This window comes from Cupriavidus agavae (assembly GCF_004217045.1).
Classification (GTDB): domain Bacteria; phylum Pseudomonadota; class Gammaproteobacteria; order Burkholderiales; family Burkholderiaceae; genus Cupriavidus; species Cupriavidus agavae.
This window is the reverse complement of the sequence record NZ_SGXM01000001.1, coordinates 435603-462340: the sequence shown is the minus strand read 5'-3', so window position 1 is coordinate 462340 and position 26738 is coordinate 435603. Positions and strand designations below refer to the sequence as shown.

General features: G+C 67.6%; 26 protein-coding genes. 19 read left to right on the top strand and 7 right to left on the bottom strand.

Annotation, left to right across the window (positions count from 1 at the left end; genetic code table 11):
* Window positions 1–26: 26 nt before the first annotated feature.
* Window positions 27–911, bottom strand: coding sequence for a LysR substrate-binding domain-containing protein (locus tag EV147_RS02165; RefSeq protein WP_130389480.1), 885 nt, complete (start codon window positions 909–911; stop codon window positions 27–29).
* Window positions 912–1085: 174 nt separating this feature from the next.
* Between EV147_RS02165 and EV147_RS02160 the strand changes: the two genes are divergently transcribed.
* A complete protein-coding gene (locus tag EV147_RS02160; protein WP_130389479.1) occupies window positions 1086–2063 on the top strand; it encodes a Bug family tripartite tricarboxylate transporter substrate binding protein in 978 nt (325 codons plus the stop codon).
* An 86-nt stretch (window positions 2064–2149) separates the two neighbouring features.
* Window positions 2150–3775 (top strand): gamma-glutamyltransferase, encoded by a 1626-nt coding sequence (gene ggt, locus EV147_RS02155; protein WP_130389478.1) that lies wholly within the window; start codon window positions 2150–2152, stop codon window positions 3773–3775.
* 89 nt (window positions 3776–3864) lie between these two features.
* Here the strand turns inward: ggt and gltS are convergent, their stop codons facing one another.
* A complete protein-coding gene (gltS, locus tag EV147_RS02150) occupies window positions 3865–5058 on the bottom strand; it encodes a sodium/glutamate symporter (RefSeq protein ID WP_130389477.1) in 1194 nt (397 codons plus the stop codon).
* Between the two features lie 190 nt (window positions 5059–5248).
* Here gltS and EV147_RS02145 point away from each other — a divergent pair, with 190 nt between their 5' ends.
* Both EV147_RS02145 and EV147_RS02140 read left to right on the top strand, forming a co-directional pair.
* Window positions 5249–6109 (top strand): PhzF family phenazine biosynthesis protein, encoded by an 861-nt coding sequence (locus EV147_RS02145; RefSeq protein ID WP_130391167.1) that lies wholly within the window; start codon window positions 5249–5251, stop codon window positions 6107–6109.
* Between the two features lie 89 nt (window positions 6110–6198).
* Complete coding sequence (locus EV147_RS02140; RefSeq protein WP_130389476.1) at window positions 6199–6816, top strand: pyridoxamine 5'-phosphate oxidase family protein; 618 nt, start codon at window positions 6199–6201, stop codon at window positions 6814–6816.
* A gap of 10 nt (window positions 6817–6826) precedes the next feature.
* On the opposite strand, the gene EV147_RS02135 is transcribed toward EV147_RS02140, so the two are convergent.
* Window positions 6827–8293, bottom strand: a complete 1467-nt coding sequence (locus tag EV147_RS02135; protein ID WP_130389475.1) for a CoA transferase — start codon at window positions 8291–8293, stop codon at window positions 6827–6829.
* A gap of 268 nt (window positions 8294–8561) precedes the next feature.
* Between EV147_RS02135 and EV147_RS02130 the strand changes: the two genes are divergently transcribed.
* The 7 genes from EV147_RS02130 (at window position 8562) to EV147_RS02100 (ending at window position 13112) form a co-directional block, all read left to right on the top strand.
* Window positions 8562–10307 carry a glutamine--tRNA ligase/YqeY domain fusion protein gene (locus EV147_RS02130; protein ID WP_130389474.1) on the top strand — a complete coding sequence of 582 codons (1746 nt, stop codon included), beginning with the start codon at window positions 8562–8564 and terminating at the stop codon, window positions 10305–10307.
* Complete coding sequence (locus EV147_RS02125; RefSeq protein WP_130389473.1) at window positions 10307–10537, top strand: RNA-binding S4 domain-containing protein; 231 nt, start codon at window positions 10307–10309, stop codon at window positions 10535–10537. The genes EV147_RS02130 and EV147_RS02125 overlap by 1 nt, the downstream gene beginning before the upstream one ends.
* 40 nt (window positions 10538–10577) lie before the next feature.
* Complete coding sequence (locus tag EV147_RS02120) at window positions 10578–10964, top strand: MAPEG family protein (protein WP_130389472.1); 387 nt, start codon at window positions 10578–10580, stop codon at window positions 10962–10964.
* 13 nt (window positions 10965–10977) lie between these two features.
* Window positions 10978–11583 (top strand): YceI family protein, encoded by a 606-nt coding sequence (locus EV147_RS02115; RefSeq protein ID WP_130389471.1) that lies wholly within the window; start codon window positions 10978–10980, stop codon window positions 11581–11583.
* A 153-nt stretch (window positions 11584–11736) separates the two neighbouring features.
* A complete protein-coding gene (locus EV147_RS02110) occupies window positions 11737–12045 on the top strand; it encodes a hypothetical protein (protein WP_130389470.1) in 309 nt (102 codons plus the stop codon).
* Between the two features lie 141 nt (window positions 12046–12186).
* Entirely contained in the window at window positions 12187–12732 is a 546-nt protein-coding gene (locus tag EV147_RS02105) for a YaeQ family protein (RefSeq protein ID WP_130389469.1), read from the top strand.
* Between the two features lie 32 nt (window positions 12733–12764).
* Window positions 12765–13112 carry an FKBP-type peptidyl-prolyl cis-trans isomerase gene (locus EV147_RS02100; RefSeq protein WP_130389468.1) on the top strand — a complete coding sequence of 116 codons (348 nt, stop codon included), beginning with the start codon at window positions 12765–12767 and terminating at the stop codon, window positions 13110–13112.
* A 97-nt stretch (window positions 13113–13209) separates the two neighbouring features.
* Here EV147_RS02100 and EV147_RS02095 read toward each other — a convergent pair whose 3' ends face one another.
* On the bottom strand, window positions 13210–13530 hold the full coding sequence (locus tag EV147_RS02095) for a hypothetical protein (protein WP_130389467.1): 321 nt from the start codon (window positions 13528–13530) through the stop codon (window positions 13210–13212).
* A 188-nt stretch (window positions 13531–13718) separates the two neighbouring features.
* On the opposite strand from EV147_RS02095, the gene EV147_RS02090 reads away from it, so the two are divergent.
* Together EV147_RS02090 and EV147_RS02085 are read left to right on the top strand one after the other, a co-directional pair.
* Window positions 13719–14516: a gamma-glutamylcyclotransferase gene (locus EV147_RS02090; RefSeq protein ID WP_130389466.1), complete on the top strand. Its 798-nt coding sequence runs from the start codon at window positions 13719–13721 to the stop codon at window positions 14514–14516.
* 21 nt (window positions 14517–14537) lie between these two features.
* Window positions 14538–15347, top strand: a complete 810-nt coding sequence (locus EV147_RS02085; protein ID WP_130389465.1) for an ankyrin repeat domain-containing protein — start codon at window positions 14538–14540, stop codon at window positions 15345–15347.
* An 81-nt stretch (window positions 15348–15428) separates the two neighbouring features.
* Here EV147_RS02085 and EV147_RS02080 read toward each other — a convergent pair whose 3' ends face one another.
* Window positions 15429–17132: a long-chain fatty acid--CoA ligase gene (locus EV147_RS02080; protein WP_130389464.1), complete on the bottom strand. Its 1704-nt coding sequence runs from the start codon at window positions 17130–17132 to the stop codon at window positions 15429–15431.
* A gap of 236 nt (window positions 17133–17368) precedes the next feature.
* On the opposite strand from EV147_RS02080, the gene trxA reads away from it, so the two are divergent.
* Window positions 17369–18223 carry a thioredoxin gene (gene trxA / locus EV147_RS02075; RefSeq protein WP_130389463.1) on the top strand — a complete coding sequence of 285 codons (855 nt, stop codon included), beginning with the start codon at window positions 17369–17371 and terminating at the stop codon, window positions 18221–18223.
* Between the two features lie 26 nt (window positions 18224–18249).
* On the opposite strand, the gene EV147_RS02070 is transcribed toward trxA, so the two are convergent.
* Window positions 18250–18723 (bottom strand): bacteriohemerythrin, encoded by a 474-nt coding sequence (locus EV147_RS02070; protein ID WP_130389462.1) that lies wholly within the window; start codon window positions 18721–18723, stop codon window positions 18250–18252.
* Window positions 18724–18843: 120 nt separating this feature from the next.
* Between EV147_RS02070 and EV147_RS02065 the strand changes: the two genes are divergently transcribed.
* The gene (locus EV147_RS02065; protein WP_130389461.1) at window positions 18844–19422 is read left to right on the top strand and encodes an AAA family ATPase; all 579 of its coding nucleotides are present in this window, start codon (window positions 18844–18846) and stop codon (window positions 19420–19422) included.
* A gap of 3 nt (window positions 19423–19425) precedes the next feature.
* Here EV147_RS02065 and tcdA read toward each other — a convergent pair whose 3' ends face one another.
* Window positions 19426–20286 (bottom strand): tRNA cyclic N6-threonylcarbamoyladenosine(37) synthase TcdA, encoded by an 861-nt coding sequence (gene tcdA / locus EV147_RS02060; RefSeq protein WP_235844581.1) that lies wholly within the window; start codon window positions 20284–20286, stop codon window positions 19426–19428.
* Between the two features lie 205 nt (window positions 20287–20491).
* On the opposite strand from tcdA, the gene EV147_RS02055 reads away from it, so the two are divergent.
* The 4 genes from EV147_RS02055 (at window position 20492) to EV147_RS02040 (ending at window position 26594) form a co-directional block, all read left to right on the top strand.
* A complete protein-coding gene (locus EV147_RS02055; RefSeq protein ID WP_130389460.1) occupies window positions 20492–22831 on the top strand; it encodes an AsmA family protein in 2340 nt (779 codons plus the stop codon).
* Window positions 22832–23121: 290 nt separating this feature from the next.
* A complete protein-coding gene (locus tag EV147_RS02050; RefSeq protein WP_130389459.1) occupies window positions 23122–24333 on the top strand; it encodes an MFS transporter in 1212 nt (403 codons plus the stop codon).
* 121 nt (window positions 24334–24454) lie between these two features.
* A complete protein-coding gene (gene pdxH / locus EV147_RS02045) occupies window positions 24455–25093 on the top strand; it encodes a pyridoxamine 5'-phosphate oxidase (RefSeq protein WP_130389458.1) in 639 nt (212 codons plus the stop codon).
* 259 nt (window positions 25094–25352) lie between these two features.
* Entirely contained in the window at window positions 25353–26594 is a 1242-nt protein-coding gene (locus EV147_RS02040; protein WP_130389457.1) for an SAM-dependent methyltransferase, read from the top strand.
* Window positions 26595–26738 lie beyond the last annotated feature (144 nt).

The following is a 26738-nucleotide window of genomic DNA, read 5'->3' as shown; positions in this document are numbered from 1 at the left end:
CCGCCGCCAACGCCCGTGGGCCGGCTTCAGCCGTTGAACAGCGTCCCGCAGGCGCTCCGGATGGCCTCTGTCACGCGCACCCGGCCGTGGTCGCGCCGCTCCAGCATGCCGATGGTGCGCACCGTGGGCTCCCCGCCCGCGCGCAGCGGCAGGATGCGCAGCGCCTCGTCGTCGCGCCAGCGTGCCCGCTTGAGCAGCGGCACCACGGTCACCCCCACTTCCTGCCGCACCAGTTCCACGAGCGCCTCGATCGAATTGAGCTCCAGAAACTCGTTGGTGCGCAGGTGCGCGCGCCGCAGCGCCCGCTCCACCAGCGCGCCGGTGCGCTGGCTGCGGTCGAAACGGAGGAACGGGTTCGATGCCAGCGCCTGCCGCGCATCCTCGCCGGCGCTGCCCCGGGCGGCGATGGCCACCAGCGGCTCCTCGTAGAGCGGCGTCCACTGCAGCGTGCCACCGAGCCGGGCCGAGCCTTCCACGACGAAAGCGGCGTCGAGTTCGCCACTTTCCACCATGGCCGCCAGTTCGAACGACTTGGCGCCGATCAGCCGCACGTCCAGCGCCGGATAGGTGCGTTTCATCTCGGCCACCACGTGCGACAGGCCGCCCATCACCGACACCACGGCACCTACCGCCACGGCGCCCGCCATATCGCCCGCGCCCGACAGCGGGAGCCGCATGTCCTCGTAGAGCGCCAGCAGCCGCCTGGCCTGGGGCAGCAGCGCCCGCCCGTCGGCGTTGAGCACGGCCACCCGGCCGCCCCGGTCGAACAGTTCGCGGCGCAACTCTTCTTCCAGCGAGCGCATCTGCAGGCTCACGGCGGCCTGGGTCAGCGCCACCTGCCCGGCGGCCGCGGCGAACGAGCCCTGCTCGGCCACGGCAATGAAGGTTTTCAGAAAGCGGATCGTACTCATGGGAAGAGTGGAAAGGATGGCGCCGCGCTGAGGAGGCGGTTCAACGAGGGCGAAGACCGGACGATTCACAAGTTTTTCTTGTCAATCACGCAAGGAATATTAACTTTCATTATGTTCGGCCGCGCGGAATAATTTGAGCTTTCCTGCCCCTGCCCTGCCGCCCGGAGAACAACGATGCAACACTGGCTACGCCTTTTCGGCCTCGGCCTTGCCACGAGCCTGACCCTTGCCGCCGCGCCTGCCAGCGCGGACAGCTACCCCTCCAAGCCGATCCGGATGATCGTGCCCTTCCCGGCCAGCGGCGCCACGGACCTGCTGGCGCGGGCCATCGCCCAGAAGGTCGGCCAGAACATGGGCCAGCAGATCGTGGTGGACAACCGGCCCGGCGCCGGCGGCGCCATCGGCTCCGACATGGCGGCCAAGGCCGCCCCGGACGGCTACACGATCATGATCGCCACGACGAGCACGCACTCGATCGGCCCGTTCATCAACACCCACCTGCCCTACAACACCGAATCCGACTTCACGCCGATCGGCCAGGTGGCAACCGCCACCAACGTGCTGGTGGTACCGAACTCGCTGCCGGTCAAGAACGTCAAGGAACTGATCGACTACGCGAAGAAGCATCCGGGCGAGCTGAACTACGCGTCGAGCGGCAACGGCACCGTGGTTCACCTGACCGCCGAGGCGTTCAAGGCCCAGTCCGGCGTGTTCATCACGCACATCCCGTATCGCGGCACCGCGCTGGCCGTGCCCGACCTGATCTCGGGCAAGGTGCAGGTGCTGTTCGACAGCATCGTGTCCGGCATGCCCCACGTGAAGGACGGCAAGCTCAAGGCGCTGGCCGTGACCAGCATGAAGCGATCGCCGCTGGCGCCGGAACTGCCCACGGCCAGCGAATCGGGCCTGCCCGGCTTTGAATCTGACACGTGGTTCGGCATCTATGGTCCCAAGGGCCTGTCGCCCGAGATCGTGGCGCGCCTGAACGCCGAGTTCAACAAGGCCATCCAGTCGCAGGACGTCAAGGACCGCCTGGCCAAGCTCGGCGCCGAGCCGGTCGGCGGCACGCCCGCCCAGTTCGCCGCGATGGTGAAGAAAGACAGCGCGCGCTGGGGCAAACTGATCAAGGATCGGAAGATTCAGGTGGATTGAATTTTCTCTCCCCTTGGTTTTCTCCCCTCTCCCGCCCTGCGGGAGAGGGGAGTAGAACAGAACGTGTATCGAACGACGAGACAACCATGCAAACCTTCAACTGGACCAACCCCTACCCGACCGTGCGCATTCCGCTGTTCGCGCGCAATGTGGTGTCCACTTCGCATCCGCTGGCCGCACAGGCGGGCCTGCGCATGCTGCTCAAGGGCGGCAACGCGGTGGACGCGGCCATTGCCGCCGCTGCCGCCATCACGCTGGTCGAGCCGGTGTCGTGCGGCCTGGGCAGCGACGCCTTTGCCATCCTCTGGGACGGCAAGGAACTGCATGGCCTGAACTCCTCGGGCGTGGCGCCGGCGGCCTGGAGCACCGATTACTTCAAGAACAAGTACGGCGCCGATGGCAACGGCCTGGCCAATCGTCCGGTACGCGGCTGGGACTCGGTCACCGTGCCTGGCGTGATCGCCGGCTGGGCGGCGCTGCACGAGCGCTTCGGCAAGCTGCCGTTCGAGGACCTGATGGAGCCCGCGATCGAGATCGCCGAACGCGGTTATGCCGTGCCGCCGGTGGTGGCGCACAAGTGGGCCGCCGCCGTGCCCGACCTCAAGAACCAGCCCGGCTTCGCCGACACCTTCATGCCCCACGGCCGCGCGCCGCACGTGGGCGAGAAATTCGTCTTCCGGGATGCCGCCGAGACGCTGCGCCAGATCGGCGCCACCAAGGGCCGCTCGTACTACGAAGGCGAAATCGCCGAGAAGATCGCCGCCTTCAGCAAGTCGTGCGGCGGCGCCATGACGCTCGACGACCTGCGCAACTTCCGCCCGGACTGGGTCAAGCCGATCAGCAAGTCCTACCGTGGCCACGAGGTGCACGAGATTCCGCCCAACGGCCAGGGCATTGCCGCACTGATGGCGCTGGGCATCCTCGACCAGTTCGACGTCGGCTCGCTGCCGGTGGATTCGGTCGATTCGCAGCATCTGCAGATCGAGGCCATGAAACTGGCCTTCGCGGACCTGTACCGCTACGTGGCCGACCCGCGCAGCATGGAGGTCACGCCCGAGCAGATGCTGGACGACGCCTACCTGAAGTCGCGCGCCAAGCTGATCGACATGCAACGCGCCACGCATTTCGATTTCGGCATGCCGCGCACCGGCGGCACGATCTACCTGACCGCCGCCGACGAGAACGGCATGATGATCTCGTTCATCCAGTCGAACTACATGGGCTTTGGCTCGGGCGTGGTGGTGCCGGGCACCGGCATCAGCCTGCAGAACCGGGGCGTGGGCTTCTCGATGGACCCGAAATCGGCCAACGTGGTGGAAGGCGGCAAGCGCCCGTTCCACACGATCATCCCGGCGTTCCTGACCAAGGACGGCAAGCCGCAGATGAGCTTCGGCGTGATGGGCGGCGACATGCAACCCCAGGGTCACTTGCAGACCGTGGTGCGCATGCTCGACTACAACCAGCAGCCGCAGGCCGCATGCTGTGCGCCGCGCTGGAAGGTCAACCGGGACTTCACGCTGGACGTTGAAGGGACCATGGACCCGACCACCGTGGCCGGCCTCAAGGACCGTGGCCACCAGTTGAAGTCGGTCGACGACCCGTATATGGATTTCGGCTCGGGCCAGTTCATCTGGCGCCTGTCCGACGATGGCGAGCACGGCTACGTGGCCGCCAGCGACAGCCGCCGCGACGGGCAGGCCGTGGGATTCTGATTCCGGCAGTACCGTAGTACCGCAGTAGCTGTCCTGCGAGGCGCCATGGGGAAACCCATGGCGCCATTTTTATTGCCCGGCGGCGCCGGTCAGTAGATCGGCAGTTTCAGGAACAGCTTGATGACGATGGCGTTGACGATGTCGATGAAGAACGCGCCAACCATCGGCACGATCAGGAACGCCAGATGCGAGGCGCCGAAGCGATCGGTCACGGCCTGCATGTTGGCGATGGCCGTGGGCGTGGCGCCCAGGCCAAAGCCGCAGTGGCCCGCCGCCAGCACGGCCGCATCGTAGTTGCGGCCCATCACGCGGAACGTGACGAACACCGCGTAGCCGGCCATCGCGGCAGTCTGCACGGCCAGGATCAGCAGCATCGGCAGCGCCAGGTTCGACAGCTCCCAGAGCCGCAGGCTCATCAGCGCCATGGCCAGGAACATCGACAGGCTGACGTTGCCGAGCACCGACAGCGCGCGGTCGAACACCGTGTACCAGCCCAGCGCCGCCAGCCCGTTACGCAGCAGTACACCGACGAACAGCACCCAGACGAAGGTCGGCAACTGCACCACGCCCTTCGCGAGGTCCGTCAGCGCGTGGCCGGCGGTCAGGCAGATCAGGATCAGCGCCAGTGTCTCGATCAGCGAGGACGCCGTGATGGGCCGCACGGCCTGCGGATTCTCGAACGTCAGCGGGTCGCCGGCATCCTGCTCGGCCGCCGGCCGGGCCACCTTGCGCATCAGGTGCCGCGCCACCGGACCGCCGATCAGGCCGCCCAGCACCAGGCCGAACGTGGCGCATGCCACGCCCAGTTCGGTGGCATAGGTCATGCCGAACTGCCTGGCGAAATCGCTACCCCAGGCGGCGCTCGTGCCGTGGCCGCCCGACAGCGAGATAGACCCCGCCAGCAGGCCCGTCGCCGGGTGCAGCCCCAGCGCGCTGGCCAGGCCCACGCCGATGCCATTCTGGATCACGAGCAGCCCCGCCACCACGAACAGGAAGATCCCGATCGACCTGCCGCCCTGCTTCAGGCTGGCCAGGTTCGCGCTCAGGCCCAGCGTGGCAAAGAACGCCAGCATCAGCGGGGTCTGCGTCACGGTATCGAACTTCACGTTGACGTCGAGCGCGTAGCGCACCAGGGCCAGGCAGATCGCCACGATCAGGCCGCCCGCCACGGGCTCGGGAATATTGAACGTGCGCAGCGGCGGCGTGATCTGCACGAGCTTGCGCCCGACCAGCAGCACCAGCGACGCCGCCACGAGCGTCTCGTAATTATTGAGTTCCAGCATGGATGGTCTACCTGGGGAAAAGCATCCATTCTTCGCATCGGCCACGGTATCGCCAATCGCCGATCGTCCAAAAATGCAGCGTAGCGGAACTGTCAGGGCAAGCGGGTCAGAAACTGTCCATGGCGCCGCCATCGGGCATCCGTACACTGGCGTTTTTGCGATGTCTTCCACCCTTTCGAGCCTTCCGACCATGCCGAGCTACAGCTACCGAATCGTCAATGTCTTTGCGGAATCCACGTTCGGCGGCAATCCGCTCTGCGTGTTCGAGGATGCGCGCGGGATGGACGACGCCACCATGCAGGCGCTGGCGCTGCAGTTCAACCTGTCCGAGACCACGTTCGTGCTGCCGTCCGGGCAGGCCACGGCGGCCGTGCGCATCTTCACGCCGGGCTACGAGATGCGGTTCGCCGGCCATCCCACCCTCGGCACGGCGCACGTGGTGCGCGACCTTGCCGGCACCGGCGATGCGCTGACGCTGGCGTTCAAGGCGGGCGTGGTGCCAGTCACCGCGCAGGCCGACCGCTGGACGCTGACCGCGCCGCACGCGGGCGCCCCGAAGACGGCCCCTGCCGGGCTGGCCGATGCCGAAATGGCCTCGCTGCTCGGCCTGGCGGCGGAAGATCTGGCGGCGTCGCCGATGTGGGTCGATACCGGCGCGGACCAGTTGTTGGTGCCCCTCAGGACACCCGACGCCGTGCGCCGCGCGCAGCCTGACAGCGGCCGGCTGGACCGCTGGCCGCAAAGCAGCCTGGGCCGCAAGACCGCCTATGTGTTTGCCTTCGATCCGGCCCGGCCGGGCCAGGTGCTGGCGCGCTATTTCTTTACCAAGCAGGGCGGCGGCGTCTCGGAAGATCCCGGCACCGGCTCGGCCTGCGCGAACCTGGGCGGCTGGCTGCTCGCCACGGGCCACGCACTGCCGGCGCACTACGAAGTGGACCAGGGCGAACAGGTCGACCGGCGCTGCCGGCTGGACCTGACCGTGACGGCAGAAGGGGCGATCCGCGTCGGCGGCCGCGTCATCGAGCTGGCGCGCGGCACCGTCACGATCTGAACACCGGCCGGGGGCTTCCGTCGCGCCGCTGCGGCATACTGGAGGCCCCGCCGCCCCTGCCCGACTGCCCGACTGCCCGAGACCCCGCCATGCCCCCGCACACCATCACTTCGCTCGCCGATCTCGAAACGCTGTACGCCCAGCCCGCGCCGGCCTCGCTGGCCAAGGAAGTGGACTACCTGCACCCGCACTACCGGGCGTTCGTCGAGGTGGCGCCGTTCTGCCTGCTGTCGACCAGCAATGCCACCGGCGGCGACTGCTCGCCGCGCGGCGATGCGCCCGGCTTCGTGCAGGTGCTCGACGACCGCACGCTGCTGCTGCCGGACCGGCGCGGCAACAACCGTATCGACAGCCTGCGCAATATCGTGACGGACCCACGCGTGGGCCTGCTCTTCTTGATTCCCGGCATCAACGAAACGCTACGGATTAGTGGAACAGCGACGATCTCGACCGATCCCGCGCTGCTCGAACGCTACACGGTCGACGGCAAGCCGCCGACCACGGTGCTGGTCATTGCCATCCAGACCGTCTACTTCCAGTGCGCGCGGGCGCTGGTGCGCTCGCACCTGTGGTCGCCCGAGGCGCAGATCGCGCGCAGCGCCCTGCCGAGCACTGGCACGATGGTCGCCACGCTGAGCCAGAACGCCATCGACGGCGAAGCCTACGACCGCGAACTGCCCGAGCGGCTGCGCAAGACGCTGTACTGACCTGCCGGCGCTAGCGGCTGCCGCGCGGCAGCCATTCCGGCGCGTGGGTGCCGAGCGGCACCGACGGCAGCGCCCAGTGCGCCGGCGTCTCCGAGAGTTGGGCGGCATGGCGCACCGTGGTCAGTTCGCCAAACCCGGACTCCTCGATCGCCAGCAGGTCCGAAATCTCGTCGATATGCTGGTCCGGCGTGGCCATGCCGTCCGGCACGCGGCCCAGGCTGCGGAGCCACTGCGCGGTCTGCGCCAGCGACACGCGCACGTGCCAGCTCCCCCCTTGCGTGGCGCGCCGGTGCAGCGCCGCCATCGCCCCGAGCGCCATCAGGTAGCCCGAGGCGTGATCGAGCACCTGCGCCGGCAGCGGCACCGGTTCGGTCTTGCCGGCGGCCTGCGCTTCGTCGCCGTTGATGCCGGTGGCGGTCTGCACCAGCGAATCGAACCCGCGCTTGCCAGCCCACGGCCCCACATGGCCGTACGCCGACAGCGACACATAGACGATGCCCGGCCGGGCCCGCGCCGCGGCCTCGGGGCCGGCGCCGAGCTTGTCCAGCCCGCCCTGGCGGTAGCCCTGCACCACCACGTCCGTGCCGTGCAGCAGCTTGTGCAGCGCGCGCTTGTCCTCGGCATCGCGCAGGTCCAGCTGGCAGGACCGCTTGCCGCGCCCGGTGTCGATCACGAGCACCTCCATCGACGGCAGGTGCGACGCCGTGACCAGCAGCACGTCGGCACCGTGGGCCGCCAGCGTCCGGCCCGCCACGGGTCCGGCAATGATCCGGGTGAAATCGAGCACGCGCACGCCGCTCAGCGGCCGGGCATCCACATTGATCTCGGCATGGGGCGGCAGCACCGGCAGCGGCTCGGGCGGGGCATCGCCGATCTTCTCGATGATGACCGGCGGCAGGCCCCGCAGCGCCTCGGCCTGCGGGTGCGCCAGCCATTCGTCATGGGCGCGCATCGCGGACACCACCATGCCGGCGTCCGACGCCACCTGCTCGAAATCCTCGGCTTTCCACTTGCCCAGCGCGGTGCGCACGGCATCCTTGTTGCCCGCGCATTGCAGGATGCGCAGCACGCCGTCGCGGTGATGCGGGAAATTGGTATGCAGGCGCACCCAGCGCCCGTCGCCGCACGGATACAGGCCGGCGATGCTGTCCCACAGCTCGGGCGCCGGCCCGCCGTTGACGCGCAGGTAGCGCTCGCTGCGGAACTCCGCCAGCGCGTGGCGCATGTCGACGGACACTTCCTGCCAGCGGCCGGTACGCTGCGCCCAGAGCGCGGCCGCCGCCAGCGCCGAGGCACCCAGGCTGGCCTGCGCGGCCGCGCCGATGGCGAAGCTCGACGGCAGGATGGGATCGGCGCCCGACAGCCGCACATGCCCGAGCGCCGCGTCCGGCAGCGCCAGGCCGTGCCAGAGACCGGCCAGCGCGTCGGCGGGGGCCACGGATCGGAAGGGGTCAGAAGCGGAAGTAGCGGGATTCATGGCATGTGTTCCTGCGGCGGGACGGGGCGCGGCATGCGACGATCACGTCGCACGGAGAAGTAGAAAGCTGCGGTGAATTCTGCACCACTTCGCCGGTCCGCGGTGTGAGACGAATCCTAAAATCACCGGGTGCTGACGGGTTGGCCCGCAAGCACGGTAAAATCGCGCCATTCCGAATTACCAGGTTACGCCAGGACTGCGTCCGGGGTCGGTCCGACCGCCGGGGCGTCCGCAACGCCTATCGAGCCGCATGCCACGCGGCGCCACCATGAGCCAAGACAACAAGCCCAACGACACGCCCGCCGCCTCCAACTTCCTGCGGAGCATCATCGACCAGGACCTGGCCGCCGGCACCTACGCCGGCCGCGCCGACCAGCAGGGCGCGCTGCCGACCGTGATCACGCGCTTCCCGCCGGAGCCCAACGGCTACCTGCACATCGGCCACGCCAAGAGCATCTGCGTGAACTTCGGCCTGGCGCGCGACTACGCGGGCCGCTGCCACCTGCGCTTCGACGACACCAATCCGGTCAAGGAAGACACCGAATACGTCGATTCGATCATCGACGCGGTGCACTGGCTCGGCTTCTCCTGGGACGCCGGACAGGCGGGCGGCACCCCGCACCTCTACTACGCGAGCGATTACTTCGACCGCCTGTACCAGTTCGCCGAGACGCTGATCGAGCGCGGCGTGGCCTACGTGGACAGCCAGAGCGCCGAGCAGATGGCCGCCAACCGCGGCAATTTCTCCGAGCCGGGCAAGCCGTCGCCGTTCCGCGAGCGCACCGTGGAAGAGAACCTGACGCTGTTCCGCGCCATGCGCGACGGCAAGTACGGCGACGGCGAGCACGTGCTGCGCGCGAAGATCGACATGGCCGCGCCCAACATCGTGATGCGCGACCCGGTGCTGTACCGCATCCGCCATGCCCACCACCACCGCACGGGCGACAAGTGGTGCATCTACCCGATGTACGACTTCACGCACTGCATCTCGGACGCCATCGAGAACATCACGCACTCGCTGTGCACGCTGGAGTTCGAGAACAATCGTCCGCTGTACGACTGGGTGCTGGGGCACCTGCGCGACGCCGGCGTGTTTGCCGACCCGCTGCCGCACCAGTACGAGTTCGCGCGCCTGAACCTGACCTACGCGATCACCAGCAAGCGTAAGCTGAAGCAACTGGTGGACGAGCAGCGCGTGGACGGCTGGGACGATCCGCGCATGCCCACCATCGTCGGCCTGCGCCGCCGGGGCTACACGCCGGAATCGGTGCAACTGTTCTGCGAGCGCGTGGGCGTGTCGAAGGCCGACAGCTGGATCGACATGAGCACGCTGGAAGGCGCCGTGCGCGACGACCTCGACGCGCGCGCGCCGCGCAGCGTGGGCGTGCTCGACCCCATCAAGCTGATCCTCGACAACTACCCCGAGGGCCAGAGCGAGGAATGCTCGGCGCCGGTGCACCCGAAGCAGCCCGAACTGGGCCGCCGCGTGTTCCCGCTGTCGCGCGAGCTGTGGATCGAACGCGATGACTTCACCGAGACGCCGCCGAAGGGCTATTTCCGCCTGTTCCCCGGCAACAAGGTGCGCCTGCGCTATGGCTACGTGATCGAATGCACGGGCGTGGACAAGGATGCCGACGGCAACATCGTGGCCGTGCACGCCAACTACCTGCCCGAGACGCGCAGCGGCACGCCGGGCGCCGACAGCGTGAAGGTCAAGGGCAACATCCACTGGGTCAGCGCGCCGCATGCGCTGGAAGCCGAGGTGCGGCTGTACGACCGGCTGTTCAGCGACCCGAACCCGGACGCCGGCGGCAAGAATTTCCTCGATGCACTGAACCCGGCATCGAAAAAGGTGGTCACAGCGTATCTGGAGCCGGGCCTGCGCGAGGCGAAGCCGGAAGACCGCTTCCAGTTCGAGCGCCATGGCTACTTCGTGGCCGACCGCGCCGATTCGCAGCCCGGCAAGCCGGTGTTCAACCGTACGGTGGGGCTCAAGGACAGCTGGGGCAAGTAATGGCGCAGACGATCACATTCCCGCTCGAAGGCGAGTTCGTGGCGCTGAACGACCTGCTCAAGCTGGCCGGGATCTGCGACAGCGGCGGCGCCGGCAAGGCGCTGGTTGCCTCGGGCGAGGTTTCGGTGGACGGCGCGCCGGAATCGCGCAAGACGGCCAAGATCCGCGCCGGCCAGGTGGTTGGCGTGGGCGGTGCCGGCGGCATCCGCATCAAGGTCGTCGCGGCGTAGCCACGGCGGTTCCGACCCTTTCCTCACCCAAGGAGCCTGCATGCCGATAGCGTTCTGGTGCGTCCTGCTGGCCGGGCTGATGCCGGTGCTGACCGTGGGCATCGCCAAGGCCAGCAGCCGGGGTGGTTACGACAACCACGACCCCCGGGCGTGGCTCGAAAAGCAGAGCGGCCGGGCGCGGCGGGCCGACATGGCCCACCGCAACCACTTCGAAGCCTTTCCGTTCTTCGCGGCGGCGGTGCTGACCGCCTCGTACCTGGCGGCGCCGCAGGCGCGCATCAACGAACTGGCGATGGTGTTCATTGCCGTGCGTGTGCTCTACACGATCTGCTACCTGACCGACCGGGCCACGCTGCGCACGCTGTGCTGGACGATCGGCTACCTGACCGTGATCGGCATCTTCCTGCTGCCGGTGTTCGTCCACTGACCCGCCCCCGACCATGCCGAGCGCCCTTTGCAATCTTGTTGTCGCCGGGGCCTTGCTCGGCGCGGTCGGCGCGGTCGGCGCGGCCTGGGCTGCGCCGACCAACTACACGGTCGACCCGGTCCACACCAGCGTCTACTTCGGCGCCAGCCACTACGACAGCACCACGGTGCGTGGCCGTTTCGCCAAGATCGACGGGCGCATCATCTATGACCCGGCAACCGGCGCCGGATCGATCGATTTCACGGTCGACACCGATTCCCTCGACACCGGCAACCGCAGCCTCGACAGTGTGCTGCGTTCTCCACAATTCTTCGACGTCCAGAATTTTCCGGTCGGACGCTTCCAGTCCAACCGGTTCGTGACCGAAGGCGGGAAGCTCGTGGCCGTGGAAGGCACGCTGACCCTGCTCGGTGTCTCACAGCCGCTGCGGCTGGAGGCCGACCGCTTCAGTTGCGGGCAGACGGTGCTGTTCGGCATCAGCCGCGATGTCTGCGGTGGCGATTTCCACGCAAGTTTCGCGCGCAGCACATTTGGCATGAAGCGCTTTTTGCCGGATGTCGGCGATAACGTCACATTGCAGATCGCCGTGGAAGCCACGCCGGCCGGCGCTGCCCCCTGAAGCGGCGATTACGGGAAAACCACAGGCGCACATGGGCGCATGATGACGACCCGGGGTCACCTTTAAACCCGGATTCTTCAGTAAAATCAGCGCCTTTCCTACAGACATCCTGCCGCGTTGCACCTATGCGGTCTTGGTCTGACGCGAGTCGAGATGAGCCTGATTTCCCCCAATGATGTCGTTGCGGCGTCGCTTGCCGCAGCCGGCGCCTGCGCGGCGCTGAGCATTCCCGCCGATTTCCTGCGCCGTTTTCCGTTGTGGGCGTTCAAGACCTACGGCCGGGGCGCGATCCTGCTGCCGCTGCTGGCGCTGATGGTGGTGATGCTGCTGACGCGTATCGCCATGGCTGGCCAGATCAACAGCGATGGCGGGCTGGCGCTGGTGGCCGCGGCCGCCTTCCTGGGCCTGGTGCTGGCGTCGGCGCTGCTGCGCTTCTGGTTCAGCGACTACCGCAAATCCTGAGCGGCCGCAGAGCCTCCGGCCGGCCAGCGCGCGCCAGCACACCGAAGCCGGGCGGTTTTCCATCGCCCCGCCGCCCGGATCACGTATGATGCGGCCTTTCGCGTGTCGCCCGCCCGGGCGCCGCGCCGCAATTTCGATCCCATGGCGCTCAAATCCACGATCTTCAAGGCCGAACTGTCCGTCTCGGACATGGACCGGCCGTACTACGGCAGCCACGCGCTGACCATTGCCCGGCACCCGTCCGAGAACGATGCCCGCATGATGGTGCGCGTGCTGGCGTTCGCCTGCGAAGCCTCCGAGACGCTGGCGTTCACGCGCGGCCTCGACGAGCCGGACGAACCCGACCTATGGGACAAGACGCTGACCGGCGACATCGAACACTGGATCGAACTGGGCCAGCCCGACGAAAGCCGCCTCAAGCGCGCCGCCGCGCGTGCCGAGCGCGTCACGGTCTATACCTATCAGAGCGCCAGCGCGCGCGAATGGTGGAAGGGCATGGCGGGCAAGGCCAGCAAGCTGCGCAACGTGACCGTCTACAATGTGCCGTCGGAAGCCGTGGACGCGCTGGCGCAGATGTCCCAGCGCGCGATGCGGCTGTCCGTGACGATCCAGGATGGCGACATCTGGGTCAGCGACGATGACCATAACGTGCAGCTGACGCGCGAAGTGCTGCAGCGCGCCGACTGACACGCCAACGCAACCAGAAAAGGAAGAACGCGATGCAAACCACTCCCTCCGGCCTGCAGTACGAAGACACCGTCGTTGGCTCGGGCGACGAAGCCAAGGCCGGCACGCACGTGACCGTGCACTACACCGGCTGGCTGTACGAGAACGGCCAGGCTGGCAAGAAGTTCGATTCGAGCAAGGACCGCAACGACCCGTTCGTGTTCCCGCTGGGCGCCGGCCACGTGATCCGCGGCTGGGACGAAGGCGTGCAGGGCATGAAGGTAGGTGGCACGCGCCGCCTGGTGATCCCGGCCGACCTCGGCTATGGCGCACGCGGCGCCGGCGGCGTGATTCCGCCGAACGCCACGCTGCTGTTCGAAGTGGAACTGCTGGGCGTCTGAGCCCCGCAGGGTTCCCCGCCATGAGAAAACGGACGCCGCGGCGTCCGTTTTTCGTGATGGGGTGAGGCGCGGTATGCTCGGAAGCCCTCGGAAGCGCTCAGAAGCCGATTGCCGCGTTGCCCACGTCGACGCGCACCTTGTCGCGGTCGAGCAGACGGCCGGCGTGGCGCGCAAAGTCCTGGGCCCACTCGGCATTGCCCGCGAAGCGGCCCTCGCCCGAGAACTTGGCCACGTTGAGGATCTTGTCGATCACAAGCACCTTGCCCACCGGGCTCGACGCCTGGCAGTCCAGTTCGGCATATTCCCGGTCGAACCAGCGCCACGCGGCGTCCTCGGTCACGGCCGACAGCTCACTGTCTCCCAGCGTGAATTCAAATTCCTTGCCGCTGCCAAACACCACGGTCAGGGTACGCGCCATCTTGGGTTCTCCGAAGTTCAGTGACTGTTCCACGAGGTTAGGGTCCCTATTGTAGTGACTTGCCGCCCGATCCGGACAGCCGCACGCGCCACCCCGCCGCCGCCGACCGTTGCCTGCTGCACACACTCGCCCAAGAAACCGTTGTTTGCTTGCGACGCGTCAAAGCGCTTTGGATTATTCTTTCATCCATGGCCATCACCAGACAGGACCTCGAAGCGGACAGGCTGCGCACGACGCTGTGCAGCACCCCGGTCGCGTCGTCCCTGCTGTCCGATGCCGATGTGGAGCGCTCGCTGCGCCAGACGCTCTCGCACCGCCCCGAACTGCCCGGCCTCGACGGCGATGTCTGGGTCTTCGGCTACGGCTCGCTGATCTGGAACCCGATGGTCGTGCATACCGAGAGCCGGCTGGCCACGGTGCACGGCTACCATCGCGGCTTCTACCTCTACTCCAGGATCAATCGCGGCACGTGGGACAACCCCGGGCTCGTGCTCGGCCTGGACCGGGGCGGCTGCTGCACCGGCATGGTGTTCCGGATTCCGGCCCACGTGGTGGAGCAGGAATTCCGCGTGCTCTGGCGCCGCGAGATGATGACGGGCGCCTACCACCCGCGCTGGCTGCGCGTGAAGCTCGACGAGGACCCGGCCGCGCCGGCCCAGCGCGCGCTGGCCTTCGTGATGAACCGCGACCACGCCAGCTACGCGGGGCGCCTGCCCGATGCGCGCGTGGTGGCGTGCCTGCAGCACGCCTGCGGCCTGTACGGCCCGGCGCGCGAATACCTGCACCAGACCCTGCTCGGGCTGGCCACCCACGGGGTGGACGACCCCTATCTGGCGCGGCTCTGGCGCCAGCTCCAGGACTGCGATGCCGCCGAAGCCGGCGCGGCAGCGTGCCCGGTGGCCACGCCGCGTGCGGTTTCCGCCACCGTCGCCACCTGCCCCGACGACGCACTCGCGGCCACCACGCATCCACACGAAACCGTCTGACCGCCGCCCCTGCTCAACACCATGACGCGCTCCCAGACCCGTCCCCGCCGCCAGGCACTCGCCGAGTTGCTCGGACTGACGGGCCTGTTGCTGGCGGCCGGTCTGCTGGCCGGACAAGGCAGCCAGACGCTGGCGCGCTCGATGGGCGCCCTGCGCGACGCCTCGGCCCCCGCCCCCGTGCCGCGCAGCCCGGCCCCTGCCAGCCCGGCCCCGATCCCGCGCACCGACGGCATGGCCGCCATCGACCGCAACCTGATCACGGCGGCCAGCATCGGCGATCTGGACCTGGTCATGCGGCTGCTCAACGCGGGCGCCTCGCTGCGCGCCGCTGACGAACGCGGCCGCTCCGCCCTGCTCGCGGCGCTCTACAACCGCCGGGGCGACGTGGCGCGTGCACTGATCCTGGCCGGCGCCGACGTGAACCAGAAAGACGACGAGTCGAACAACGCCTTCCTGCTGGCCTCGGCCACCAACCAGCTCGACGCGCTGCGGCTGGCGCTCGCCCACGGCGCCGACGTGCGCAGCACCGACCGCTACGATGGCACGGCGCTGATTGCCGCGAGCCAGCACGGCAATGTCGAAGTCGTAAAACTACTATTGAAGTCGGGCGTGCCCGTGGATCGCGTCAACCAGCTGGGCTGGACCGCGCTGCTCGAAGCCATCGTGCTCGGCGACGGCGGCGCGCGCTATGAGGAAGTGGTGCAGTTGCTGCTGGACGCCGGCGCCGACGCCAACCTGGCCGACCGCGAAGGCATCACCCCGTCGCGGCATGCGCGCGAGCGGGGCTACAAGTCGATGGTGAAGATGCTGATGCGGGCGCGCGGGCATTGAGGGTCTCTCCCCTGCGACCCGGTTTGCTCCCCTCTCCCGCGCAGTGGGAGAGGGGAGCAAAACCGAAGCAAGCTCAAACCACTACGCCGCAGCCCCCTGCTTAGCATTCTCCGTTTCCTGCAACTGCCGCCACATCACCTTGCCCGTGCCCGATTTCGGCAGCGCGTCGACGAACTCCACCACGCGCGGGTATTTGTAGGCGGCCATGTTTTCCTTGGCCCATTCGATGATCTCGTCGGGCGAGGTCTTGCCCTTGGCGTCGGCGCGCAGCACGACCACGGCCTTGACCGTCTCGCCGCGGTACGGGTCGCGCGTGCCGATGATGCACGCCTCCTGCACGGCCGGGTGCTTGTAGAGCAGGTTCTCCACCTCGGCCGGCCAGACCTTGAAGCCCGACGCGTTGATCATGCGCTTGAGCCGGTCCGTGATGAAGTAGTAGCCCTCCTCGTCCATGCGGCCCAGGTCGCCGGTGCGGAAGTAGGTCTGCCCCTCGAACTCGATGAAGGCGTCGCGCGTGGCGTCTTCCTTGCCCCAGTAGCCCTTGAACACCTGCGGGCCGCGCACGATGATCTCGCCCACCTCGTTCGGCGGCAGCTCCTGCAGCGTGACCGGGTCCACGACGCGCGCATCGGTGTTGAACGTCGGCACGCCCAGGCATTGCAGCTTGGCCCGTTCGGACGGGTTGCTGTGCGTGGGCGCCATCGTCTCCGACAGGCCGTAACCCTCCAGGTAGCTCAGGCCGAACTGCGTCTTGAGCCGCTCCGCCACGGCCTGCGGCATGGCCGCGCCGCCGCCGCCGATGTAGCGCAGGCTGCCAAGGTCGAACGAGGCCAGGTTCGGGCTGCCCAGGAAATCGATGACCATGGTCGGGATGTTGGTCCAGTGCGTGACCTGATAGCGCGAGATCAGGCGGCCGGCCACCTCGCGATCCCAGCGCGGCAGCATCACCACGGTGGCGCCGGTGTAGATCGGGCCGTTCATGCCGTACTGCATGCCGGTCACGTGGAACAGCGGCAGCACCGACAGGATCACCGATTCGGCACCGCTGCCGGACCACGTCGAACCACCCACCACGTTGTGCATGACCGAACGGTGCGTATGGATGCAGCCCTTCGGAAAGCCCGTGGTGCCCGAGGTGTACGGCATCACCGCCATGTCGTCGGGGCCGGCGGTATGCGGGCCCGGCTCCTGGCCGGCGCCGAGCGCCTCGGCCCACGGCGTGGCGTTGGCCGGCAGCGGATGCCGGGTGGTCAGCCAGGCCGGCGGGGCATCTTCGGGGAATTCGTGGGAAGGCGGCAGCGCGTCGGCGTATTGCGTCACCAGCAGGTGCTCCAGCCGCTGCCCGGCCGGCAGTTCGCCATCGGCCTGCATCACGCCGCCCGCCAGGTCCGCCGTGCAGATCGCCACGCGCGCCTGGGCATCGGTCACGTAATGCTTGAACTCCTCGGCCCGGTTCATCGGGTTGACCGGCACCACCACGGCGTCGGCGCGCAGGATGGCGTAGTAGCTGACCATGAACTGCGGGCAGTTCTGCATGTACAGCAGCACGCGATCGCCCTTCTTCACGCCCGCCGTCTGCTGCAGCCAGCCGGCCAGCGCCGTGGCCTGCTCCTGCAGCGCGCGGAACGTGATGGCATTGCCGAAATACCGGATCGCCGGCTTTTCCGCATAGCGGTGCGCCGAAACGACGAGGTTGTACCAGAGAGAGGTCTCCGGCAGCACGATCTCGGTCGGCGCACGCTTGGGCCAGAACTGGAAATGCGGACGCGCGGGCTTGGTGGTCATGTTGTCTCCTGCGGACGGTCTTCTACGACCGGTTTTTCGAATTCGCATGGATCGCAAGGCGGGGCCTGCGAACTGGCCAAACAATATAACTGAACGACCGTTCTATTTTCAACCGGTGGTTTTCCCGCCCGTTGGCAGGGCTGGCTTGACCCGGCCGGTTGCATTCTGCGGCGTCGCCCTCACAATGGAAGGATCCGGCCATGGTTTTGGCCTATCCAGATTCCGAGGTGCAGAACATGAGCGACGTCACACTGCAGAACTTTGAAGCCGAAGTGATCAACAGCCCGGTACCGGTGCTGGTGGATTTCTGGGCGCCGTGGTGCGGTCCGTGCCGTACGTTGGGGCCGATGCTCGAAAAGCTCGAAGCCGAAGGCGGCGGGCAATGGAAGCTGGTCAAGGTCAACGTGGACGAGAACCAGCAACTGGCGGCGCACTTCGGCGTGCGCAGCATTCCGCACGTGGTGGCGTTCGCCGAGGGCCAGGCCGTGAACCAGTTCGTCGGCGTGCTGCCCGAGTCGCAACTGCGCGAGTTCATCGCCACGCTTGGTCCCGACGAATCCCAACTGGCGCTGCGGCACGCCCAGGAACTGACCGCCTCGGGCGACCGCGCAGGCGCCGAGGCCGCCTGGCAGACAGTACTGGCTGCCGACGCGGAGCATGACGTGGCGCGGCTCGAATACATCCGGTTCCTGCTCGATGGCAACGCGCTGGACGCCGCCGAGGCCGAGTTCGGCCGCCTGACGCCGCGTGCGCCGCAGGAAGATGGCTACGCCGCGCTGCACACGCGGCTCGAAGCGATGAAGGCCGCCATGGCCGGCCTGAGCGACCTGCCCGATGGCGCCGACCTCAAGACCCGGGTCGCCGCCGAGCCGGCCAACCTGGCCGCGCGGCTGGAACTGGCGCAGATTCTGATTGCACGGCGCGAATACGAGCCGGCGCTGGAACAACTGATGGAAATCGTGCGCCGCGACCGCGCGTTCGACGACGATATCGGCCGCAAGACGATGCTGTCGGTGTTCGACCTGATGGCGACGGAAGCGCCCGCGGTGGTGTCGAAATGGCGCCGGCAGCTGGCGACGGCGTTGAACTGAGTCGTCGGGCGCCGCTCGCAAGGCAATCAGGCGGCCGGCGCCTCCACCAGCGAGAATCCGTTGGCCTTCATGTGTTCGACCATCATCGTGTCCATTGACCGGACATGATTGTCGAACCAGTCCGTCAGCTCGCCAGCAAGCTTGCGGCCCAGGACCAGGCCGCCCTTGCCCGGCCCTTCGGGGTCGGCGTGTTCCTGGACGATCTTGTCGCGCACGGCCTGGCAGACGGCCAGCACGCCGTTGTGCTCGTTGGTGTGGCAGTAGCGCGGTCCGAAGTCCATGGCCGTCATCCACTGCTCTTCCTGCTCGAAATGGTGGCGGGTATGGTCGATCCACGCATCAAAGGCGGCCAGGAAGCCGGCGTCGTCGGCCTTGGCGACCAGATCGAGCAGTTCGAGGAACTCGGCATGCGTGGCATCGGTGACGGGCTCGCCCAGGCGCAGGTGGTCGGGCAGGCCCTCGGAGGACAGGCCTTCGTAGGGATTCGGTTCAGCGGACATAGGACCGGACATTTTTCTTTGAGATAGACGCAAAGGATACCGATTTCCCGGCGATCCCATCTGATCTGCCGCAAAGACCCGGTATGCTTGGCCTTCGCGTCCTTCAGCAAGCCTTCCACCATGCCACGACTGATCCTCTTCTGCGGCCACGCCGGCACCGGCAAGACCTCGCTTTCGCACCGGCTGATCGGCCCGCTGATGCAGGCCACGGGCGAACCGTTCTGCGTGCTCGACAAGGACACCCTCTACGGCCGCTACAGCGCCGCCGCCATGCGCGCCATCACCGGCGACCCGAACGACCGCGACAGCCCGGCCTATCTCGACAACCTGCGCGACCCCGAATACGAGGGCCTGCTCGACACCGCCCGCGAGAACCTGATGCTCGGGATCAGCGTGATCGTGATCGGGCCGCTGTCGCGCGAGATCCGCGCGCACCAGTTGGTCGACCCGCAGTGGCTGCGGGTACCCGAAGGCACGCAGACGCGCATTGTCTGGGTGCACCTGCCGGAAGACGTGGCGCACGCGCGCATCATCGCCCGCGGCAACCCTAACGATGCGTACAAGCTCACGCACTGGGACGCGTACCGGACGCGTCGCTTCTCGCCCGATCCGTCCGAATATCCCGAACTGATCTTCTTCGACAACCAGGCGCCGGACGAGGCCGATCTGGACAAACTACTACGGACGCTGGCCGCCTGAGCGTCAGTCCCCGGCGGCCAGCGCGCCAATCACCGCCGACGCCGCCACGAAGCCAAACACCGCCGTCACCGCCACCGACGAACCGAACCCCGCGCAGGCCAGCCCTTGCGGCGCCTGGCGTGGCGCGGGCGGTACCTCGTCGATCTCGCACGCCTGCTGCTCGGGCTCGGGATACTTCAGCGGCTCGTCCGAATACACGGCCTGGATGCCGAACTTCTTCTTCGGGTCGCGCGGGAAATGCCATTGCCGGCGCAGATTGCCTCGCACTTTCGCCAGAAGCGGGTCCTGGATCGTGCGCGCCAGATCTTCGATCCGCACGCGCGTGGGATCGAGCTGGCCGCCGGCGCCGCCGCAGGTCATCACCCGGACCCCTGCCCCGCGCGCCCAGCCCAGGATGGCGGTCTTGACCTTGACCGCGTCGATGGCGTCGATGACATAGTCGAATCCTGAAAGCAGTGCCGCCACATTCTCTTCGGTGACGAAGTCATCGACGGCCGTGACCCGGCAGCGCGGATTGATGGCCACGATGCGCTCGGCCATCGCCTCCACCTTGGCGCGGCCGTAGGCGTCGCCCAGCGCATGGATCTGGCGGTTGGTGTTGGACGGCGCGATGTGATCGAGATCGATCAGCGTGATGTGGCCCACCGCGTTGCGCGCCAGCGCCTCGGCAGCCCAGCTGCCCACGCCGCCGATGCCGATCACGCAGACGCGGGCCTGCTCCAGCCGCGCCAGCCCGCCGGCGCCGTACAGCCGCGCCACGCCACCAAAACGGCGGTGGTAGTCGTCATCGGCCGGGGATTCGTGCGAGAGGGGCGCGGGCAGGTCCTGCTCTGCCAGCGGGGGCGGGGTCATGCGGGCGGTCATGGGGGCTTCCGGGGATTCTTCGGGACGCTTGCGTTGCGTGCTGCCCGCATTCTAAGCCAGCCACGGCCATGTCATGCGCGCCGAAAATAGGCTTCCGGGCGACCGCAATGTCAGCCGACCGCCGACAACCTCACTTCGCCAGCTTCCCTAAAATTAGATTTGCAGTGGTTCATCCGCCGCATGGCCGCACTACAGGAGTTCCCTCATGCCCGCCTCGCGTCGAAGCAAGATCATCCTTTGGAGCGCGCTCACGCCAGTGGTGCTGATCGCGATCCTGGTCATCGTCATCCTGACATTCGACTGGAACCGGCTCAAGCCGTGGCTCAACGACAAGGTGTCGGAGGCCATCGGCCGCCCGTTCGCCATCAACGGCGACCTCATGGTCACCTGGAAACGCGCGCAGGGCGAAACCGGCTGGCGTACGTTGGTGCCCTGGCCGCGGCTCTCCGCCAAGGACATCACGATCGGCAATGCCGAGTGGGCCAAGGAGCCCAACATGGGCACGGTGCGCGAACTGATCTTCATCCTGCGCCCGCTGCCGCTGCTGGCGCACGAGATCAACGTGCCCACCATCGTCGTGGACAGCCCGGCCGTCTGGCTCGAACGACTGGCCGACAAGCGCAACAACTGGACCTTCGATACCCGCGAGAAAACCGATTCGGGCAAGTCGAAGTGGCACCTCGATATCGGCGAGGTGGTGCTCCAGCGCGGCAACCTGGCGCTGAACGACGCCGCCGAGAAGATCGAACTGCAGGCCACGCTCGATACCGTGGGCGACCAGGCGCTCTACGACAAGGCCCGCGACGGCGCGCTGATGCCCGCCGACGCCTCGGCCGTGGCTGCGCAGCAGGGAAATGCCGCCTCCGGGCCCGATGCGAAGGCCGCCGACAACAAGACGGCCAGCAGGGCCGACAACGACAGCCGCGACGCCAGGGACAACGAGCGCTACGGCATCCGCTGGAAAGCCGTGGGCCACTACAACAAGGCCACCATCAACGCCAGCGGCAAGGCCGGCACGGTGCTGAGCCTGCGCGATACCAACACGCCCTACCCGGTCCAGGCCGACGTGCGCGTGGGCGCCACGCGCGCCGTGATCGAGGGCACGGTCACCAACCCGGCCCACCTCGGCGCGCTCGACGTGAACCTGCGGCTGTCGGGCGACAACATGGCGTCGCTCTATCCGCTGACCGGTATCGTGCTGCCGTCCACGCCGCCGTATGAAACGCGCGGCCGCCTCATGGCCACGCTGAAGAAAGGCGCCTCCACGTACACCTACCGCGACTTCACGGGCAAGGTGGGCGGCAGCGACCTGGGCGGCACGCTGACCTTCGCCCAGCGCGAGCCGCGTCCGCTGCTGTCTGGCGAACTGGTGTCGAAGCAACTGCTGTTTGCCGACCTCGCCCCGCTGATCGGCGCCGATGCCAAGCCCGGCCAGGCGGCCAAGGAGAGCCCGGTCAAGCAGCCCGCCAACAAGGCGCTGCCCGTGGCGCCGTTCCGCACCGAGCGCTGGGACGAGATCGACGCCGACGTGAAGTTCACGGGCCAGCGCATCGTGCGCGACGAAGACCTGCCGATCACCAACCTGACCACGCACCTGAAGCTGACCGATGGCGTGCTGCTGCTCGATCCGCTCAACTTCGGCATGGCGGGCGGCAACCTGGTCTCGACGATCAAGCTCGATGGCAAGCGCGAGCCGATGACCGCAATGCTCGACATGACCGCGCGGCACCTGAAGCTCAAGCAGTTGTTTCCGCAGGCCGAGAGTTCGCGCGCCAGCGTGGGCGAGCTGAACGGCAGCGCCAAGCTGTCGGCCACCGGCAACTCGGTGGCGGCGCTGCTGGGCACGTCGAACGGCGAGGCCAAGCTGCTGGTGGAGAACGGCACGGTCAGCAAGTTCATCCTCGAAGCCGTGGGGCTCAACGTGGGCAGCGTGGTGGTGTCGAAGCTGTTCGGCGACAAGCCCGTGCAGATCAACTGCGGCGTCAGCGCGTTCGGCATCAAGGACGGCATGGCGCGTGCGCAGACCTTCGTGCTCGACACCCAGGACGCCGTGATCGAAGTGGAGGGCGCCGTCAACCTCAAGGACGAGCAACTGGCGCTGACGATCAATCCGGACTCCAAGGGGCTGCGCATCATCTCGCTGCGCTCGCCGCTGTACGTGGGCGGCACGTTCAAGGACCCGTCGGTGAGCCCGAACATCGCCATCCTGGCGTTGCGGGCCGGCGGCGCCCTGGCGCTGGCGCTGACCGCGCCGGTGGCCGCCGTGATCCCGCTGCTCGACATCTCCTCCGGCGGCGACGAGACCCAGTGCGCCAGGCTGCTGGCGGAACTCAAGAAGCGGCCTACCGCTCCGCCCCCGGGCAAGACGTATCAGGGCCCGGACGCAAAGGGCCAGCAGGCCGGGCCCGCCGTGCCGGCATCGCCCACCAAGTCGGACGCCGCCCGTGGCGAACCCGGCCCGGCGCCTACCAAGCCGCGCGTGCCGGCCGCCGTGCAGAACCCCAACAAGCCGGAGAATGACCGGCAGCTCTATCAGGGAGGGTAGAGAACCCGTTCGTGCGGCCGGTTTGGCTTCCCGACCTGTTGCTATTCCGCACACCCCCCTCGCCGCGGTTGTGCATCCGGCCTCTCGAGGATCATAATTCCTCCAGCCATTGACTAATCAAGCATTTAAACGACAGTGGCATGCATCGCCGCCTTTGCCGGGTTCCAGTCCGGCCCAGGCGCCTTGTACGGTGCGGCTCCGGCCGCATCATTTCTTTTTTCGCGCATTCTCTAGACCGGAGCGGAGACCCTTGCCGGCGGCGCGAACCACATTCCTGCTCCCGCGCCCCCATGACGTTGCCTCACGCTGCCGTCCCTCCGATCACCTGGCTGATCGCGTTGACGGTGTGCAACCACGTGGCATTCAATGCCAGCCGCGTCGTCGTTTCCCTATTTGCCATTTCGCTCAAGGCGTCCACGGTCACGCTGGGCATCCTGATGTCGCTCTACGCGCTGCTGCCGATGTTCCTGGCGATCCGCGCCGGCAAGCGTATCGACGAGATCGGCCCGCGCCTGCCGATGCTGGCCGGGTCGCTGATGGTGGCCGCCGGGACGCTGCTGCCGGCGCTCTGGCATGACATTGCCTCGCTGTACGCCGCCTGTGCGCTGATCGGCGTGGGCTTCATGCTGGTACAGGTGGCCATGCAGTTGCTGATCGGCCAGATCTCCACCAACGAGACGCGGCTGCGCAACTACACGTGGCACGCGCTGGGGCTGTCGCTGTCCGGCACGCTCGGTCCGGTGGCGATGGGCTACACGATCGAGCATGCGGGCTTCCGCACCGCGTTCTGCCTGCTGGTGGTCGTGGCGCTGGCCGGGCTGGCCGGCCTGCAGCACGTGCGCCACCGGCTGCCCGCCGCGGGCGGCAACGCGGGGCGGCTGGCCATCGAGGACGGCTCGCGCCGCTCCACGCTCGACCTGCTGCAATACCCCGAACTGCGCGCGGTCTTCGTCGCCAGCGCGGTGCTCTCCGCCGCGTGGGATCTGCACGCGTTCCTGATCCCGATCCAGGGCACGCGCATCGGGCTGTCGCCGTCGATGATCGGCTGGGTGCTCGGCGCGTTCTCGCTGGCCACGCTGGCGATCCGCATCGCCATGCCGCTGGTGTCGCGCCACTTCTCGGAGTGGAAGATCATCCGGCTGGCGCTGCTGGTAGGCGGGCTGGCCTACCTGGTCTACCCGTTCGTGGCGCATTTCTGGCTCATGTGCGCGCTGGCCTTCGTGCTCGGCCTGGCGCTCGGCAGCGCCCAGCCCAACGTCATGAACATCCTCCACACGGTATCGCCCTCGGGCCGTGCCGGCGAGGCGCTGGGGCTGCGTTCGGCCGTGCTCAACACCAGCCAGGTGGTGTGGCCGCTCACCTTCGGCGTGGTTGGCACCGCGCTGGGCATGCTGCCGATCTTCCTGTCGATGGCCGGGGCCATGGGCGCGGCCAATTACTACTCGCGCAAGCAGACCCGCAAACCCGCCGCGCCGGCACTGACCGACTCGGCGGAATCGTAGAACGGCCACGTCGACTTGCGGCAGCGCAAATGCGCTGTCCGGCGCATTGGCTATACTCGAAGCATCCGTGCGCGCGTTTTTCGTGCGCGCCTGCCCCTTCGACCCGCGACCCTCACGCGACATGACCCAACTCGCCGACCTGCGCCGCAACTACATGCTGAGCGCGCTTTCCGAATCCGACGTCGCCGCCGACCCGATCCGCCAGTTCCAGACCTGGTTCGACGAGGCCATGCAGGCCAAGCTGCCCGAACCCAACGCCATGACGCTGGCCACCGTGGCCGCCGATGGCCAGCCATCGGCCCGCATCGTGCTGCTCAAGGGCATGGACGCGCAGGGCTTCACGTTCTTCACCAACTACGAGAGCCGCAAGGGGCTCGACCTCGGCGCCAACCCGCGCGCCGCGCTGCTGTTCCACTGGGTGCAACTGGAGCGCCAGGTGCGCGTGGAAGGCATTGTCGAGAAGGTGCCCGATGCCGAAAGCGACGCCTATTACGCGTCGCGCCCGCTTGGCTCCCGCGTGGGGGCGTGGGCCTCCGAACAGAGCCGCGAAGTGTCCGGCCGCGACGTGCTCGAAGCCCGCGAAGCCGACTTCCGCAACAAATTCGGCGAGAACCCGCCGCGTCCCCCGCACTGGGGCGGCTACCGGGTCAGCCCGACATGGATGGAATTCTGGCAGGGCCGCCCGTCGCGCCTGCATGACCGCATCGGCTACCGCAAGCAGGCCGACGGCAGCTGGCAGATCGTACGGCTCTCGCCCTGAGGATCACAGTCCGGCGCCACCGGCTCGCAGGGGCCGCTGGCACGCCGATGTCTGCTTGACCAGACAGCCACTGACGGTGCGGGACTCGCACTGCACAATCCGGGGATTTGGCGTAAAGTTTCGTGTGCCGCTGCACCGGCCAGGTACCGGTGCGGCCCCCCAGGCCAGCGCTGCGTTGTCGACGCGGTAGGCGCAGCCGACCATGGGGCATTCGTTTCGAGAGGGGATCTGATCCATCAACCAATCGGGAGAAAGCCGCATGTTCTTCAAACAAGCCCTCGACAAGCAGCTCGACAGCTGGATTTCCGATGTCCGCGAGCACGCCAACCTGCCCGTCAGGCTGCGGCTCTGGAACGGCAGCGAATACCAGCTGGGACATTTCGAAAAGCCCGACGTCACGCTGACGGTGCGCGAAGCCTCGGCCCTGCCGCTGCTGCTCGTGCCGAGCCTCGACAACCTTGGCGAAGCCTACGTCCAGGAGAAGATCGACCTCGACGGCCGACTGGCCGACATCATCCAGGTCGGCTACGGCTTCTCCGCTGCCGCCGCGCGCAGCGCCGGCGGCATGCTGGCCCGCGTGGCCGAGCGCTTCACGCACACCAAGGAAGAAGACAAGGCGTCGATCCAGTACCACTACGACGTCTCCAACGCGTTCTACCAGCTCTGGCTCGATCCGCGCATGGTCTATTCCTGCGCCTATTTCGAGGACGGCACCGAGGACCTGGCCACGGCGCAGCTCAAGAAGATCGACCATATCCTGACCAAGGTGCGCGTGCAGCCGGGCCAGACGCTGCTCGACATCGGCTGTGGCTGGGGCGCGCTGGTCATCCGCGCGGCGCAGAAGTTCGGCGCGCGCTGCGTGGGCATCACGCTGAGCCAGAACCAGTTCGACATGGCCACCGAGCGCGTGAAGGCCGCCGGGCTGCAGGACCGTATCGAGATCCGGCTGCAGGACTACCGCGACATGCAGGGCCAGTTCGACCGCATCACCAGCGTCGGCATGTTCGAGCACGTGGGCAAGGAAAACCTGCCCGCCTACTTCGGCCGCATCCGCGACCTGCTCAGGGACGACGGCGTGGCGCTGAACCATGGCATCACGGCCACCGACCCCGACAGCGGCGAGGTGCCGATGGATGGCTCGGGCTTCATGGATCGCTATGTGTTCCCGCAGGGCGAACTGCCCCATATCGGCATGGTGCTGACCACGGCGCAGAAAGGTGGGCTGGAGGCGTTCGACGTGGAACTGCTGCGCCGCCACTACGCGCAGACGCTGCGGCACTGGGCCGAGAACTTCGAAAGCAACGCCGAGACGATCCGCGCGATGGTGGGCGAGAAAAAGTACCGGATCTGGCGCATTTACCTGGCTGGCTGCGGCCACGCGTTCACGACCGGCAGGATGTCGATCTACCAGGTGGTCTGCCAGAAGGCCGACCGCGCGGCAGACACCTTCCCCGTCTCGCGCCGCTATATCTACGACGCGCCGATCGGCACCAACGGCTGATTCCGGCCCGTCTCCCGCGCAGGGCGCTGCTCCGGCAGCGCCCGCGTCGTTTTCCGCTCCCGCAGCAGCCCCGAACGTCACCCCGGAACCCATGTCCGATGTCCGCTACAATTGGGGCATTGCGCCGTCGCACGATTTTTGTGC

Coding starts and splice junctions, on each gene's coding strand:
- EV147_RS02095 (WP_130389467.1), bottom strand. CDS start 13,530: ATGGCGCGTACCCTGACCGTGGTGTTTGGCAGCGGCAAGGAATTTGAA.
- EV147_RS02090 (WP_130389466.1), top strand. CDS start 13,719: ATGGCCATCACCAGACAGGACCTCGAAGCGGACAGGCTGCGCACGACG.
- EV147_RS02080 (WP_130389464.1), bottom strand. CDS start 17,132: ATGACCACCAAGCCCGCGCGTCCGCATTTCCAGTTCTGGCCCAAGCGT.
- EV147_RS02100 (WP_130389468.1), top strand. CDS start 12,765: ATGCAAACCACTCCCTCCGGCCTGCAGTACGAAGACACCGTCGTTGGC.
- EV147_RS02055 (WP_130389460.1), top strand. CDS start 20,492: ATGCCCGCCTCGCGTCGAAGCAAGATCATCCTTTGGAGCGCGCTCACG.
- EV147_RS02040 (WP_130389457.1), top strand. CDS start 25,353: ATGTTCTTCAAACAAGCCCTCGACAAGCAGCTCGACAGCTGGATTTCC.
- trxA (WP_130389463.1), top strand. CDS start 17,369: ATGAGCGACGTCACACTGCAGAACTTTGAAGCCGAAGTGATCAACAGC.
- EV147_RS02085 (WP_130389465.1), top strand. CDS start 14,538: ATGACGCGCTCCCAGACCCGTCCCCGCCGCCAGGCACTCGCCGAGTTG.
- ggt (WP_130389478.1), top strand. CDS start 2,150: ATGCAAACCTTCAACTGGACCAACCCCTACCCGACCGTGCGCATTCCG.
- EV147_RS02160 (WP_130389479.1), top strand. CDS start 1,086: ATGCAACACTGGCTACGCCTTTTCGGCCTCGGCCTTGCCACGAGCCTG.
- EV147_RS02050 (WP_130389459.1), top strand. CDS start 23,122: ATGACGTTGCCTCACGCTGCCGTCCCTCCGATCACCTGGCTGATCGCG.
- EV147_RS02070 (WP_130389462.1), bottom strand. CDS start 18,723: ATGTCCGCTGAACCGAATCCCTACGAAGGCCTGTCCTCCGAGGGCCTG.
- EV147_RS02115 (WP_130389471.1), top strand. CDS start 10,978: ATGCCGAGCGCCCTTTGCAATCTTGTTGTCGCCGGGGCCTTGCTCGGC.
- gltS (WP_130389477.1), bottom strand. CDS start 5,058: ATGCTGGAACTCAATAATTACGAGACGCTCGTGGCGGCGTCGCTGGTG.
- EV147_RS02120 (WP_130389472.1), top strand. CDS start 10,578: ATGCCGATAGCGTTCTGGTGCGTCCTGCTGGCCGGGCTGATGCCGGTG.
- EV147_RS02130 (WP_130389474.1), top strand. CDS start 8,562: ATGAGCCAAGACAACAAGCCCAACGACACGCCCGCCGCCTCCAACTTC.
- EV147_RS02165 (WP_130389480.1), bottom strand. CDS start 911: ATGAGTACGATCCGCTTTCTGAAAACCTTCATTGCCGTGGCCGAGCAG.
- EV147_RS02065 (WP_130389461.1), top strand. CDS start 18,844: ATGCCACGACTGATCCTCTTCTGCGGCCACGCCGGCACCGGCAAGACC.
- EV147_RS02140 (WP_130389476.1), top strand. CDS start 6,199: ATGCCCCCGCACACCATCACTTCGCTCGCCGATCTCGAAACGCTGTAC.
- EV147_RS02125 (WP_130389473.1), top strand. CDS start 10,307: ATGGCGCAGACGATCACATTCCCGCTCGAAGGCGAGTTCGTGGCGCTG.
- tcdA (WP_235844581.1), bottom strand. CDS start 20,286: ATGACCGCCCGCATGACCCCGCCCCCGCTGGCAGAGCAGGACCTGCCC.
- EV147_RS02110 (WP_130389470.1), top strand. CDS start 11,737: ATGAGCCTGATTTCCCCCAATGATGTCGTTGCGGCGTCGCTTGCCGCA.
- pdxH (WP_130389458.1), top strand. CDS start 24,455: ATGACCCAACTCGCCGACCTGCGCCGCAACTACATGCTGAGCGCGCTT.
- EV147_RS02135 (WP_130389475.1), bottom strand. CDS start 8,293: ATGAATCCCGCTACTTCCGCTTCTGACCCCTTCCGATCCGTGGCCCCC.
- EV147_RS02105 (WP_130389469.1), top strand. CDS start 12,187: ATGGCGCTCAAATCCACGATCTTCAAGGCCGAACTGTCCGTCTCGGAC.
- EV147_RS02145 (WP_130391167.1), top strand. CDS start 5,249: ATGCCGAGCTACAGCTACCGAATCGTCAATGTCTTTGCGGAATCCACG.